This window comes from Streptomyces sp. NPDC047117, from assembly GCF_040643545.1.
Classification (GTDB): domain Bacteria; phylum Actinomycetota; class Actinomycetes; order Streptomycetales; family Streptomycetaceae; genus Streptomyces.
In genome coordinates this window covers 127,580-140,752 of sequence record NZ_JBEYUN010000012.1, presented here as the reverse complement: position 1 = coordinate 140,752, position 13,173 = coordinate 127,580, and the positions used below count along the sequence as shown (strand labels likewise).

Genomic DNA, 13,173 nt, shown 5'->3' with positions numbered 1-13,173 from the left:
CGATGCTCAGTAGCCAGGGCCGGGGCGTCTCCGGTGGGTCGTGCGCGGCCCGTACGGGGCGCGCTCCAGCCACTCACCCAGGCGCGGGACCCAGGGCGCCAGGCGTCCGGCGGTTTCGATCTTCGCCTGGGCGAGTTTCCCGGCAGGCCGCAGGTGCGAGAGGGCCGCACCGACCGCCGCGCTGTTGTCGACAGCGGCAGCTCGGCGGTCACGCGCGTACGCATTCACAGCGGCTCGCGCCCGTTCCGCGGAAACCGCCGACAGAGCGAGCGCGATCGTCGTGGCCGCAGCGTCGGCGTCGGCGATGCCGCTGTTCATCCCCCGCGCTCCGAACGGAGGGAAGAGGTGCGCCGCTTCGCCGGCCAGCAGGACACGGCCGGCACCATCGGTGAACCGGTCCGCCATTACCTGCAGGAAGCGGTACTGGGAGACCCACATCAGGTCGCCGATCACCTCCGGGCAGCCGATCATCCTGGGCAGCCACCGCTGGAGCACATCCCGGTCGGTGAACTTCTCGACCGGGTCGTCCTCCTTGCATTGCAGATCGATCTGGAATCCGCCCGTGAAAGGCACCGTCAGCACATGGCGACCGCCCGCTCGCGGGTGTGCGTAGTGCAACTCGCGGGCCGCCGGCCGCTTTTGTGAGCCGTCGGCCACGTCGATGACGACGTGGAAACCTTCGGCCCGGCTGCCACCGAGCTCGATGCCCGCACAACGCCGGACCGCGGACCGCGCACCGTCGGCGGCGACGACGTACTGTGCGGTCCACTGTCGTCCGTCGGCGACAGTGACCTGAACGGCCTTCGAGGAGGCAGTGACAGCGCGGACTTCAGCGTCCCACTCGATGCGGGCGCCCGCAGATTCCGCGGCATCGCGGAGGAAGCGCTCGGTGTCGATCTGCCGCAGGCTGGTGAACGGCGGCAGGCCGGTCCCCGAAGCCGGTGGGTAGGTGCGTGCGTAGACCTCACGCCCCCGGTAGAGGGTACGGCGGGCGTGCCAGACCGTTCCGAAATCTGCCATTTCACGCCCGAGGCCGGGGTGGGCCTGCTCCAGCAACCGTAGTGACGTGCGGTGCACGTACAGGGCACGGCTGCCCGGGCGCCGGGCGTCGCGAGGCCGTGCCTCCAGCACCGTCACCGGAATGTCCAGCGCTCGGAGTGCCAGTGCCGCGGCTAGGCCGACCGGGCCGGCCCCGACCACGAGGACGGGGGTGTCATGGGTGGCAGGGGACGACTGTGCGTCCGGGCTCATCGGGTGCCTCCTCGGCCGCCGCGGGAAAGCCGGGTGGGCCGACGGGCCGCTCCACGCGCGGCGCGAGCGCGCAGTTGTACCTTGTCGGCCTTGCCCACGCCGGTCCTCGGCAGTTCTTCCAGCGCTTCCCAGCGGTCGGGAATCTTGTAGTCGGCGACGCCGCGCCCGTGCATGAAGCCGGCCAGTTCTCCGAAGGCGCCCTCTCGTTGTCGCCCGCGGAACACCACGAAAGCGCAGGTGCGTTCGCCGAGCAGCGCATCCGGGGCGGCGACCACGCCGACATCTCGCACGTCGGGATGCGCCAGCAGATGGCCCTCCACCTCATCCGCCGACACCTTCTCGCCACCGCGGTTGATGACGTCCTTCACCCTGCCCCGGATGATGAGGTGACCGGACGGCGTGCGGCCGGCGAGGTCTCCGGTGATGAAGAAGCCGTCCTCGGTGAAGTCGCGTGCGTTGTGTTCGTCGGCACGGTAGTACCCCCTGAGGGTGTAAGGGCCGCGCACCAGGAGCAGCCCGGTCTCGCCCTCCGCTACGTCTCGGCCCGCGCTGTCGACCAGCCGCACCTCGTCATCGGGGGACAGCGGACGGCCCTGGGTACCGGTGACGATGTCTTCGGAGTCGCTGGGAGCTGTCTGGGCGAGGAGCCCCTCCGCCATGCCGAAGGACTGCTGCAGAACACAGCCGAACCGGTTCAGCATGCGGCGTGCCGCGACCGCTTCGAAGCGCGCGCCGCCGACCTGAAGCAGTTCCAGGCTGGACAGGTCGTACCGGGTGGTCGCCGCGGCATCCGTCCACACCAGTGCCAGTGGCGGCACCAGAGCGGACACGGTGACCTGCTCCCGCTCGATGAGAGGGAAGGCGAGGTCGGGATTGCCGCTGTCGGCGAGGACCACCTTGCCGCCGGCGCGCAGTACTCCAAGGACGCCGGGGCAGCCAAAGGCGTAGTTGTGTGCCGCCGGCAGCACGGTCAGGTACGTCGTGTCCTGGGTGAAGCGGGCGTTGTCGGCGCTCAGCCGGACGTTGTAAGCGTAGTCGCGGTGGGTGCGCGGGATCAGCTTCGGCAGGCCAGTGGTGCCACCGGAGAGGAGGAAGAAAGCGACGTCGCAGGGGTCCGGTTCGGGCAGTCGGCACGGTTCGATGTACAGCTCGTCGAGCCCCGTGAAGCGGCCGGGCGCTCCTGCCACCACCACCTCACGCAGGGAAGGCACTTCGGCCAGAACCCGCTCGGCGATCTTCCGGAAATCCGTCCCCTGGTGCTCGTCGGGGATGATGTAGGCAGTGGCCTGGGCGTATGCGCACAGATAACTGATCTCGGAGTGGCGGTGTGCGGGGAGCGCGAAGACCGGCAGGGCGCCGAGCCGGAAGAGCGCGAAGACCACCGCGACGAACTCAGCCGTGTTGGGAAGGTGGACGACGACGCGGTCGCCCGGCCCCAGACCAAGGTTACGGAAGCCTGCGGCCAAGCGGTCGGCCCGCTCGTCCAACTCCCGGTACGTCCAGCGCTGCTTCCCGTCCACCAGGGCGGTCCGCCCGTCGTGCTCCCGCGCCCAGTCGCGCAGCAGACCGCCCAGACTCCGGGCTTCCCAATGCCCCTCGGCAATGTATCGAGAGACGAATTCATCCGGCCATTCCACACAACCCGCAAGCACTGACTCTCCTACTCTCAGGGACATTCAGATGCACTTTCACCGACACCGGAAAGGACCCTATCCGGTGCCGTCATGGCGTGCTGCGCACGACGTTCCACTCCTCCTCTCCGGGGGGCTTTCCGTATCGAAAGCAATCTGTCACTCCGTCGTCACTGCCCTGCTGAAACAGCATTTCATCGACCGTGATCCGATACCCTCCCCAGCAACCCGGGCGGGGTATCAACTGGCCGCTGAACCGATCGGCGAAATCTGCTGCGGCCGCGGCGACCGCGGCCCGAGAATGCCCTTCCTCCTGCATTCCCCCCGTCCAAACGGCCAGTTGCTCCCGCTCCGTGAGCCGCCCGAAGAACGCGTCCGAGTCGACGGCGGGCAGGCGAGCACAGCGGCCGGTGGCCAGCACGCTGCGTCCGCGCTCCGACCAGTCGAAGGCCAAAGACACCTCGGGATGGGAGGCGAGCGCGGCTCCGATCCTGCCACGGTGGTGCAGGAAGCAGGCGAACCCGCCGGGCAGCCGTACCACTCGGGTGCACCACATCGAAGGACGGACACCGCCTCCCGAAGTGGCCAACACCGCACGCACGCCCTGCGCTCCCCGGTCACGACGAATTTCCGCGCACCAGGAAGAATAGAGCTCGAAGGGGTCCCCGGGCAGCTCTTCATCGATTATCGGCACACCTCTGGACCGGTTTCCCGCAAGACCACTCAGCGCGCTCATCACATCACCTCGTCAACCCGTGAAACAGCGAAAAGCGGTATGACACACACGGCGGCTCCTGAAATCTCTGCGGTTCGGGGTGTTGCTCTACGGCGACCATACGGTACATTCTCTGGCCAGCGCCCCAGCAGTTCTCCAGAACTTCCGGCACGGGGAAGGGAATTCTTGTCCATGGATTCGACAGCGTCCCAGGTGGCCCTGCAATTGCTGAACCAGCACGAAGGGATATCCGGTAGAACCACGTTCCGGCTGCTCGGCCGGGACTGGGACCTGCTGCCCGGTGTTTACGCACCCCATCTGACCCGCTCCGCCGCGCTGTACGCCGAGTGGATCCCCTATCCCGTCGGAGGCTCCTTCTGCGAGATCGGGTCCGGCACCGGCTACCTGGCGGTGACCGCGGCACTGCGTGGCTGCCGCTTGGTGCACGCCACCGACATCACCTCTGCCGCGGCCGAGAACATCACCCTCAACGCGCGGCGCCACGGTGTTGCCGACCGGCTCTCGGTCCACCAGGGCGACATGTTCGCACCTCTGCCGGCGGGCGAGCGCTACGACATCGTCTTCTGGAACTCCAACTTCGTGGAGGAACCGGGCGAGGGGCCGGGCACCTCCACCGGCGGCGATCTGCGACTCGCCTTCTACGACCCCGACTACCGAGCACACGACGCCTATCTGCGCGACGCCCCCAGCAGGCTCGCGCCCGGTGGCCGGCTGCTGTTGGGGTTCACCAGTCTCGGCAACACGGCCAAGCTGACGGAGTTGGCCCAGCGGTACGGCCGGCGCCCGCGACTGCTGCGTGCCGTTGGTTACGATTCGCCGTTCGGCGAACGGATCCATTACCAGCTCATCGAGTTCCTTCCGGCCCAGGGCCGCTGATCCGCTCCGCTCCCCCACGCGCAGGAAGGAACCGCCATGAACCTCGCCACCGATCTCGCAGCCCGCGCCGCACATCATGGCTGGCGTGACAGGACGGCGTACCTCACCGAATCCGCCCGCGTCAGCCACGGCCAGGTGCACGACCTCGCCGCCCGTGCCGCCCAGGTCCTCGCCGGGCTCGGTCTGGAACCCGGCCGACGCGTGCTGCTGGCCCTGCCCGACGGGCCCGACTGGATCATCACCTTCCTCGCGGCCGCCCGCCTGGGGGCGGTTCCGGTGCTCACCAACCCCGCTCTGCCCGCCGAGGACCACGCCCACCTGGTCCAGGAGTGCGAGGTGGCGCTGATCGTGGCGGAGGAACCCGTGCTGTCGCGTTTTGCCGACCGGGCGACGATCGAGGTCGGACACCTCATGGCGCGGGCGGCGACGGCCTCCGTGGCACGCGCGCACCCCGTCCCCCCGGACGCACCGTTGTACATCCAGTACACCTCCGGCACGACCGGCAGGCCCGCCGGCGTGGTGCACCGCCATGGTGACTTCACACACCACCACCGGGCGGTGGCCGCGCACATGCTTCGCATCGGTGCGACCGACGTCAGCCTGTCCGTCTCGAAACTCTTCTTCGCCTACGGCTTGGGCAACTCCCTCGTGTACCCGCTGTACACCGGTTCGGCGGCGGTGCTGCTCGCGGATCGTCCCTCGCCCGCCCGCATCGAGGACCTGGCCGACCGGTTCGCGATCACCGTGCTGCATGCCGTGCCCTCCGCGCTGGCGCATCTGACGGCCGAGGCTTCCCCCGAGGCGTTCGACCGGGTCCGAGTCGCTGTCTCGGCCGGGGAGCCGCTGCGCCCCTCTCTGGCCGACAAGGCCTGTCGGCTGCTCGGCGCGCCCGTACTGGACGAGCTGGGGTCCACGGAGGTCGGCGGCGCGTTCTGCGCCCAGACGCTCGCGGACGCCGTGCCCGGCACCGTCGGAAAGGCGCTCCCCGGCTTCCGGGTGGAGGTAAGGGACGCCCAGAACCGGCAAGTCACCACCCCCGGCGTCGAGGGTGACCTGTGGACATCCGGACCGACTCTCATGGCGGGCTATCTCCAGCAGCCCGCACGCACGGCCGAGGTGCTGCGGGACGGCTGGCTGCGTACAGGGGACCGGGCAGCGCTGGACGAGCACGGGAACGTCATGCACGTCGGCCGAGCCGACGACCTGGAGATGGTCGGCGGCATCACCGTGTCCCCGCTGGAGATCGAGCGAGTGCTGGACGACCACGCTGCCGTACGCGAGTCCGCCGTGGCCGCAGTACCGGACGAACGCGGTGCGACCAAGCTGCGGGCGTTCGTCGTCGCACTGGACCGGAGTGACCACGACGTGGTCGCCCGGGAGCTGCTCGCAGAGGCACGGCAGCGGCTGGCGCCCTTCAAAGTACCTCGGTCCGTGGAGTTCGTTCCGGCCCTGCCCCGTACCGCCACCGGCAAGCTGCAGCGGTTCGTGCTGCGCACCGGCCGACCGTAGGACCACCGTGGTCACACACCAGTCGAGGGATGCGAAACTTCTGCAATGAGCCCGCAGGATGTGCAACGCAATCGCGGGGGCCGGCCACCGCGTCTGGCCTTGAACGACATCGTCACTGTCAGCGAGAACATCGTGACGCACGAAGGTGTCCAGGCACTGACCATGCGGCGCCTGGCCAAAGAGCTCGACACCTCTCCGATGGCCATGTACCGGCATGTGGCCGACAAGGACCAGCTGCTGGTGTTCGTCCTCGACCGGATCGTGGCCCGGATCGAACGGCCGGAGCTGCCCGAGGACCCCCGGCAGCGGCTCACCGTGCTGTGGTGCCTGCTGCACGGCGAGCTCAGCCGCCACCCCTGGGCCGTGGACGTCCTGGCCGCCGGTGACCTGATGGCGCCCTCGGTCCTGTGGCTGGTCGAGAGCATCCTCGGAGCGTTCGTCGACGCGGGGCTCGACCACCACGAGGCCGCCACCGCCTACCGCGCCATCTGGCACTACACCGTCGGTGAGATCGTCGTGCAGACCTCGACGGACCGTCGTACGGCGGAGCTCGACCGTTCGCCGCTCTCCATCGTCATGGTGTCCGAGGTGGAGCAGGAGGCCATGCCGCACCTCGCCCGACTGGCGAACGAGTGGACGGCCGCCCGCAAGACCGACGCCTACGCGGTCGGCCTGGGCGCGCTGGTCGATGGTTTCATCGGCAGCTCCGACTGAGCCCACGCGGTAGCACCGCTGCCGGTCCTGTGCGGGCTGCCGGCGCGGGTAGGCGTTCATCGGCTCACGACTTCGCTGCCGGGGAACGGTTGACGGAACAGCCGCAGGAACGCGGCCGCCTTGACCTCCGTCTCCGTCAGCTCCTCCTGGGCGTCGGAGAGCGAGGTGATGGCTCCGCCCACTCCGATCTGCACCTTTCCGTGCTGTGCGACCAGCGTGCGGATCACGATGCTGTGGTCGGCAGCGCCGTTGAGCGAGAAGTAGCCGATCGCACCGGAGTAGATACCGCGCGGCCCGCTCTCCAGCTCGTCGATGATGTCCATCGTCCGGATCTTGGGGGCGCCGGTCATGGAGCCGCCGGGGAACGCCGCGCGGAAGCAGGAGATGGCCGTCACCCCTTCGTCCAATCCCGCCCGGACGGTGCTGACCAGCTGATGGACGGTGGCGAAGCTTTCCACGTCGAACAGCTTGTGCACCCAGACCGCCCCGGGGGCCGCGCACGACCCGAGGTCGTTGCGTACCAGGTCCACGATCATCAGGTTCTCGGCGCGCTCCTTCTCGCTGGTCAACAGCTCATCGTGGAGCTCCTGGTCCTCGCGGGGATCGGCAGATCTCGGCCGCGTTCCCTTGATCGGCTTGGACTCCGCCACACCGTCGGCACCCACTTTCAGGAAGCGCTCGGGCGAGGTGCTGAGCACCGACAGATCCCCGAAGCGCAGAAGCGCGGAGAACGGGGCGGGGCTGGTCTCCCTCAGGAAGCGATAGCTCTCCCACGGATCGAGGTCCGCGGTACCGGTGAGCATGTTGGTCAGGCAGACCTCATAGGTCTCCCCCGCCCTTATCTGACGCTGCGCGGCGTCGATGAGGTCGAGGTAACGCTTGGGGTGGTGACGTAGCGTCAGGCCGTTCTCAACACTGGCGCCGTGCGGATTCCCGACGGGCCGGAGCGGAGTGGGCGGCAGCGTACTCAACCGCTGCTCCGTCTCGTTCATCCAGCTCCGAGCGGCTTCGGTACCGGCCGCGGCACCGGCCGCCGCGCCGACTTCCGCCAGTGCGAGCAGATGCACCTCACCGGAATGGTGATCGAAAGCCAGGGCCCGGTCGGCGAAGAGCATGGCGGCATCGGGCTGTTCCGAACGGTGGCTGCGCGCACCTCCGCACTCGGCTTTGAGCTCGTAGCCGAGGTATCCCACCCAGCCCAGAGCGAAGTCGAAGGGCAGTTCCGGTGTCTCGACGGGCATCCCTCGCAGGTCCGTGTCCAGCCACTGGAGGAAGGGCCCTGAGGCCGTTGAGATGGACGGGCCGTTTTGTATCGTGGTGACGCCCCGCCACACATCATGTTCGACCACGCGCGCGAGCGGTCCGGAGGCGTCACCCATGAAGGAGAAGCGTCCGAGTGAGGAGTCGGCGCGGCTGCTGTCCAGCCAGAAGGCGGTCCGGCTCGCGCCATAGAGGTGCGCGAACGCCTGTTCCGCCGTCGCCGCGGTACGGATCCGGCGTACCAGTACCCGGTGTCCGGTGCCGTCAGCGTCAGGGGTCTCCGCGCGCGAGAGCAGGGGCGCGCCGGTCCCGCGAGATGCGTTTCGGGGGGAGCGGCTGCTGCGCCACTGTCCCTGCTGTGTGAGTGAGGCGAAGTTCCCCAGCAGTCGGCGTCCGTACTCGGTGCATATCGACTCCGGGTGGAACTGCACACCCCACTGTGGCCGGTGGCGGTGGCGGACGCCCATCAGGGTGCCGTCGCCGGCCCACGCCGTCGCTTCGAGCATGTCGGGCAGGGACGTCACGGCAAGGGAGTGGTAACGCACCACGTCGAACGGCGTGGGAATCCCGGCGAACAGATCCCGGCCGTCGTGCGTGATGGCCGACAGTCGGCCGTGCCGCACTTCGGAAGCCGGGCCGACCGTTCCGCCGTACGCCTGGCACAGCCCCTGGTGGCCCAGGCACACCCCCAAGAGGGGGAGGTCGCTGTCCCTGATCACCTCGGCGCAGACACCGAAATCCGTCGACCGCTCCGGGCTTCCCGGGCCCGGGGAGATGACCACGTTGTCAAAGTCTGACAGGTCCGCCGTGCGGAAGCCGGAGTCGTCGTTGCGTACGACCTCACACGGTTCGCCGTTCACCTCGCCGATGTACTGCGCGAGGTTGTGAGTGAAGGAGTCGTAGTTGTCGATGATCAACGTACGCATGCCGAGCCTTTCACCGATCCTGGTGCCGGGAGACGACCCGTCACAGGTGCTTGCTGAAGGTGTGGACGATATGCCGGGCCTGCTCGGGGTTGAGTCGCGGATCGCATGCCGACCGGTAGCTGCGAGGCCACCGGCCACTGGCCGGCTCTCGCTCGTCGTCAACGCATTCGTCGACGTCTTCGGGCGTCATTTCCAGATGCAGGCCTCCGGGGAGCTGCCCCGATTGCCGCAGGATGCGGACGAATGCAATGACCTCGTGAGCGACGTCGCGGATGAGCCGCGTCTTGCGGCCACCGGGTCCGGGCACGGTATTACCGTGCATGGGGTCGCACAGCCACAGCACGGGGGCGCCCCGGCGGGTGACCTCGGCGATCAGCCCCGGAAGCAGGTCATCCACGTAGGCTGCACCGAGCCGCACAATGAACGTCAGCCGGCCCGCCACCCCATGAGGGTTCAAGCGCCGGGACAGGTCCGCAGCCTCCGACGGCGCAACGCCCGGACCGAGCTTCACGCCGATGGGGTTCGTCAGAGTGGCGGCGAGGCGGACGTGAGCACCGTACGGCGAGCGGGTACGGTCCCCGATCCACAGGAAGTGGCCGCTCGCCCCGTACAGTCCTCGTCGCCCCGCCCTGATCAGCGGTTCCTCGTAATCGAGCAGCAGGGCCTCGTGCGAGCACCGCACACGAGGCTGTGACGGGTCGTCGGTCCAGGAGCGCCTGACGGTTTCGAGCACCGCTGCGGCGGCGTCATGAGCCAGCAGCAGTCGTGCCGGATCTGCCGTGCGGGCGGCTTCGCGGTACGCCGCGGAGTTGACCGCGTCGCCCCGGTAGACGGGAATGCTGCGGCCGTCGGCGAGACGCTCCCGTTCGCTGGAGCGCGGTTTGGCGTACTGGCCCGCCAGGCGCCCGACGGGGTGGGTGGGCAGGCCGCTGGTGTCCCGGATGGTTGCCGCCAGATCCAGCAGTTGGTCCGTCTTGGCGGATACGACGGACGGAGCGGCGTCGGCGAACCGTTCCGCGCAGTCGCCTCCCTGGAGGATCACCGCCTCTCCCCTGCCGGCCTGTCCGAGCGAGGCCGCCAGGTCCTGGCATTCCTCCTCAGTGACCAGCCCGGCTCTGGTGGCGAGAACACTCCGGATGACGGCCACCGCCTCGGGCAACGGCCAATTGGGCTGCTGCGGTGCGCGCCGCACCCCGGACGCTGTCGGAATCGTCGGCATGGCTGCTCAACCGGCCAGTCGGTAGAAGCGGTGGTACATGTCCTCCACGGGCAGCACCTGAGTGCCGGAGAAGCCTGCTTCCCTCGCATAGGCGGTCACCGTCGCGGGGCGCATGGCCGTTCCGGTGGCTGCCGACGGCTCTTGGGACCGGCCCACCGGCAGACAGTGCAGCACACTGGCGGCGTACAGGAAGCGTTCCACCTCACCGGCAGGAGCGGTGAAGTGCTCGGCGACCTTCGCGTCCATGACGAGCAGTGGCGCGCCCGGAGCGAGCAGGGAACGGCAGGAACGCAGGACGTCGACCGGCCGGGCCATGTCGTGCAGTGCGTCGAAGATGCAGACCAGTTGGTAACGGCCGGGCCGCGGGGAGTCCGCGCAATCGCGTACCTGGAAGTCCACCCGGTCCGCCACACCGTGTTCCTTGGCATGGCGACGGGCGTCGGCCACCGACTGCTCGTCCAGGTCGTAACCGTCGACCTGGATGTCGGGGTATGCGGTGGCCAGAGCGATGCTCGACCAGCCCGCACCGCAGCCGACGTCCGCCACCCGGCCGCCGACCAGCAGGCGGTTGTGCACGTCCGGCAGCGCGGTGCGGACCCAGTCGGCCAGGTTTCGGGTGAACAGCGCGCGGTTGGAGCCCGCGTGCCCGTCCCGGGAATCCTCGCCGTACGTGGTGTAGGGGATGCCGGCTCCGGTACGGAAGGCGGTGAGCAGGTCGGGCAGGACCGGGCCGGTGGCCCCCATCGGGAGGACCGCGATGGGCGCCACCATGTAGGGGCTGTCCGGCGCGAGCAGCACCTCGGCGTGGCCGGGCGGGAGGGAGTAGAGGCGCTCCGCCGCGGGGCGGCCGGCGTCGTCGACGGTGAGGATTCCGGCGGCCGTCTGCTGCTCCAGCCACTCACGGGTGTAACGCTCGTCGGTGTCGGCGCGTTCGGCGAGATCCGCCGAGGTCGCGGGCGCGTCCGTCAGGGCGTCGTACAGACCGAGCTTCAGGCCGAGGTAGCAGGTGAACAGCTCCTGGGCGGCGACCGCCGAGGTGAAGAGGCGGATGGCGAACCCCCGTGCCGCGTTCTCCCGTTCCTGTTCCGGGTTCATCGTGCGAGCCCCCTTCCCCCGTGCAGTGGAGCAGGGCCCCGGCCGGTCACGTCGTCGAGCCCCCCGGTCACCGCGTCCACCACCCGCGCCTCTTGGTCGGCGAGGTAGAAATGACCGCCGGGAAAGGTCCGTACGGCGAATGCGCCCGTGGTGGTACTGGACCAGGCGAGCGCTTCGGCGTGGGTCATCTCCGGGTCGTCCGCACCGCACAGGGCGGTGACCGGGATACGCAGCGGCGTACCAAGTGTCGGTGCGTACCGTTCGATCAGGCGGTAGTCGGCGCGCAGTGTGGGCAGGAACAGTTCGCGCAGTGTGGGGTTGTCCAGGGCCTCGGGTGCAATGCCGCCGAGGCGGCGTACGTCCTCGATGAGGCCGGTGTCGCTGCTCTCGTGCAGAGTGCCGGGACGCTGCATGTCCGGTGCGGGATGGCCGGAGACGAACAGGTGGGCGCACGTGGCGAACGGCTCGCCGGCCAGCCGCTGTGCCACCTCGTACGCGATGGCCGCACCCATGCTGTGCCCGAGCAGGGCCAGCGGCCGGTCCAGAAGGGGACGCAGCGCAGCCGCCACGGCATCCGCCATGACCTCCATGTCGTCGATGTGCGGTTCTCCCGAGCGGTCCTGCCGCCCCGGGTACTGGACCGCATACAGCTCGATGCCGTCGCCCAGCCGGCGGGGCCAGGTGCGGAATGCGCTGGCCGCGCCGCCCGCATGGGGGAAACACACGAGTCTGGCCTTGCTGCCCGGAGCGGGCCGGAAACACCGGAGCCAGTCGGCACCGGGGGTGCGGTTCACCGTGTCAGTCACGCCAACCGTCCTTCGGCCCCACGGCGAGAGCGGCCTTCTCCAGGTCGTCCGCCGGGAGTACGTCGGGGGCGTCCGACCGCGTGAGCTGCGTCGGGTACCCGAGCCGGGTCGTGAGGTCCTGCCACAGCCGACAGAGCGTGAGGTAGTACTGCCCTTCCTTGAGCGGGTCGTCCCCGGCCACCGCCGCCCGGCGCAGGGCCCCCAGGGCGGTGCGTACGCCCCCTGGCCAGACCGAGCCGACGATCTCCCGGTAGTCGGGGCCGGTGACCGGGCCGAGCACCGAAGCACTGGGGTAGGTGAGGTGCACGGCGTCCGTGTCGAAGAGGCGGACGGTGTGCCAGGCCTCTTCCGGCCCGTGCGGCCGGGGGCTCCAGAGCACGGGGCCCTGGGTGTTGACGAGTGTGAGGTGGCCCCCGTCGGTACCCACCGTGATGCGGTGGAAAAGGTGGGTGTAGTTGTCCGGATCGCTCGACTTCATCTGGTTCTGCATGCGCAGTGTCATCGGCACACCGGCGAAGACGCCGTTCGCGGAGCGGTAGGGGAATTCCAGCTCCGTGAGCGAGCGCAGCTCGTCCGGGATCGCCGGGATGTCGGCGAATCCCCACGGGCGTGCCGCACCCAGGGCTCGGCCGAGGACGTCGAAGAGGGTGTAGGCGACCTGAATGGCGCAGGTGGCATCGATGAACTGGGGGCGCTGTTGGGAGAACAGCTCACGGGCCGCTGCGATGAACCTGCGCACCGGCTCGATGTGCGGGTAATGCGTGTTCAGCCGGTACTGCACGCCGTTCCTGCGGGCGGCCCGCAGGCAGGCGGCGAGCTCGTCGTGGTGGAGCGCGTGTTCCTGGAGCACGTGCATGCCACGGTCCATGAACGCCTGGGCGATCTCGGCTCCCCTGCCCCCCTGCACTCCCGCGCTGATGACCACGCAGGCGATGTCCACGTCGTCGGGGACCTGCTGCACATCGGTGTACAGCGGTACGTCGTAGTACTGCGCGCATGCCTTGCTGCGGTCGCTGCCCTGTCCCACGATGCCGACGAGCTCGAAGGGGAAGTCCGGCTCCAGGAAAGCCTGGAGGTAGACCCGTCCCCACCGTGTACCGCACACCACGACCTTCGGCCGGCGTCCGGTGTCCAACGGCCTCACCATGAA

At 69.1% G+C, this 13,173-nt stretch carries 11 protein-coding genes; 3 read left to right on the top strand and 8 right to left on the bottom strand.

Translation table 11 applies throughout. The features are described from left to right. Positions 1-6: 6 nt before the first annotated feature. The 3 genes from ABZ840_RS23505 to ABZ840_RS23495 are packed head-to-tail and all read right to left on the bottom strand — an operon-like array spanning position 7 to position 3,618. Entirely contained in the window at positions 7-1,251 is a 1,245-nt protein-coding gene (locus ABZ840_RS23505; protein ID WP_361562066.1) for an FAD-dependent monooxygenase, read from the bottom strand. Next, positions 1,248-2,927: an AMP-binding protein gene (locus ABZ840_RS23500; protein WP_361562065.1), complete on the bottom strand. Its 1,680-nt coding sequence runs from the start codon at positions 2,925-2,927 to the stop codon at positions 1,248-1,250. The genes ABZ840_RS23505 and ABZ840_RS23500 overlap by 4 nt, the downstream gene beginning before the upstream one ends. A gap of 46 nt (positions 2,928-2,973) precedes the next feature. After that, positions 2,974-3,618, bottom strand: coding sequence for a hypothetical protein (locus tag ABZ840_RS23495; protein WP_361562064.1), 645 nt, complete (start codon positions 3,616-3,618; stop codon positions 2,974-2,976). 171 nt (positions 3,619-3,789) lie between these two features. On the opposite strand from ABZ840_RS23495, the gene ABZ840_RS23490 reads away from it, so the two are divergent. From ABZ840_RS23490 to ABZ840_RS23480, 3 genes are all read left to right on the top strand, one after another. Continuing rightward, positions 3,790-4,494 carry a methyltransferase domain-containing protein gene (locus ABZ840_RS23490; protein WP_361562063.1) on the top strand — a complete coding sequence of 235 codons (705 nt, stop codon included), beginning with the start codon at positions 3,790-3,792 and terminating at the stop codon, positions 4,492-4,494. Between the two features lie 36 nt (positions 4,495-4,530). Then, a complete protein-coding gene (locus ABZ840_RS23485) occupies positions 4,531-6,003 on the top strand; it encodes an AMP-binding protein (RefSeq protein ID WP_361562062.1) in 1,473 nt (490 codons plus the stop codon). Between the two features lie 99 nt (positions 6,004-6,102). Then, the gene (locus ABZ840_RS23480) at positions 6,103-6,717 is read left to right on the top strand and encodes a TetR/AcrR family transcriptional regulator C-terminal domain-containing protein (protein ID WP_361562061.1); all 615 of its coding nucleotides are present in this window, start codon (positions 6,103-6,105) and stop codon (positions 6,715-6,717) included. Between the two features lie 56 nt (positions 6,718-6,773). On the opposite strand, the gene pabB is transcribed toward ABZ840_RS23480, so the two are convergent. From pabB to ABZ840_RS23455, 5 genes are read right to left on the bottom strand one after another with little or no spacing between them, the layout of a single operon-like run. Beyond that, a complete protein-coding gene (pabB, locus tag ABZ840_RS23475) occupies positions 6,774-8,903 on the bottom strand; it encodes an aminodeoxychorismate synthase component I (protein WP_361562060.1) in 2,130 nt (709 codons plus the stop codon). 40 nt (positions 8,904-8,943) lie between these two features. Further along, positions 8,944-10,122: a 3-deoxy-7-phosphoheptulonate synthase gene (locus ABZ840_RS23470; RefSeq protein WP_361562059.1), complete on the bottom strand. Its 1,179-nt coding sequence runs from the start codon at positions 10,120-10,122 to the stop codon at positions 8,944-8,946. Between the two features lie 6 nt (positions 10,123-10,128). Beyond that, the gene (locus ABZ840_RS23465) at positions 10,129-11,217 is read right to left on the bottom strand and encodes a methyltransferase domain-containing protein (RefSeq protein WP_361562058.1); all 1,089 of its coding nucleotides are present in this window, start codon (positions 11,215-11,217) and stop codon (positions 10,129-10,131) included. Continuing rightward, a complete protein-coding gene (locus ABZ840_RS23460; RefSeq protein WP_361562057.1) occupies positions 11,214-12,023 on the bottom strand; it encodes an alpha/beta fold hydrolase in 810 nt (269 codons plus the stop codon). The genes ABZ840_RS23465 and ABZ840_RS23460 overlap by 4 nt, the downstream gene beginning before the upstream one ends. Next, positions 12,016-13,170, bottom strand: a complete 1,155-nt coding sequence (locus tag ABZ840_RS23455; RefSeq protein ID WP_361562056.1) for a Gfo/Idh/MocA family oxidoreductase — start codon at positions 13,168-13,170, stop codon at positions 12,016-12,018. The genes ABZ840_RS23460 and ABZ840_RS23455 overlap by 8 nt, the downstream gene beginning before the upstream one ends. Between the last annotated feature and the right edge of the window lie 3 nt (positions 13,171-13,173).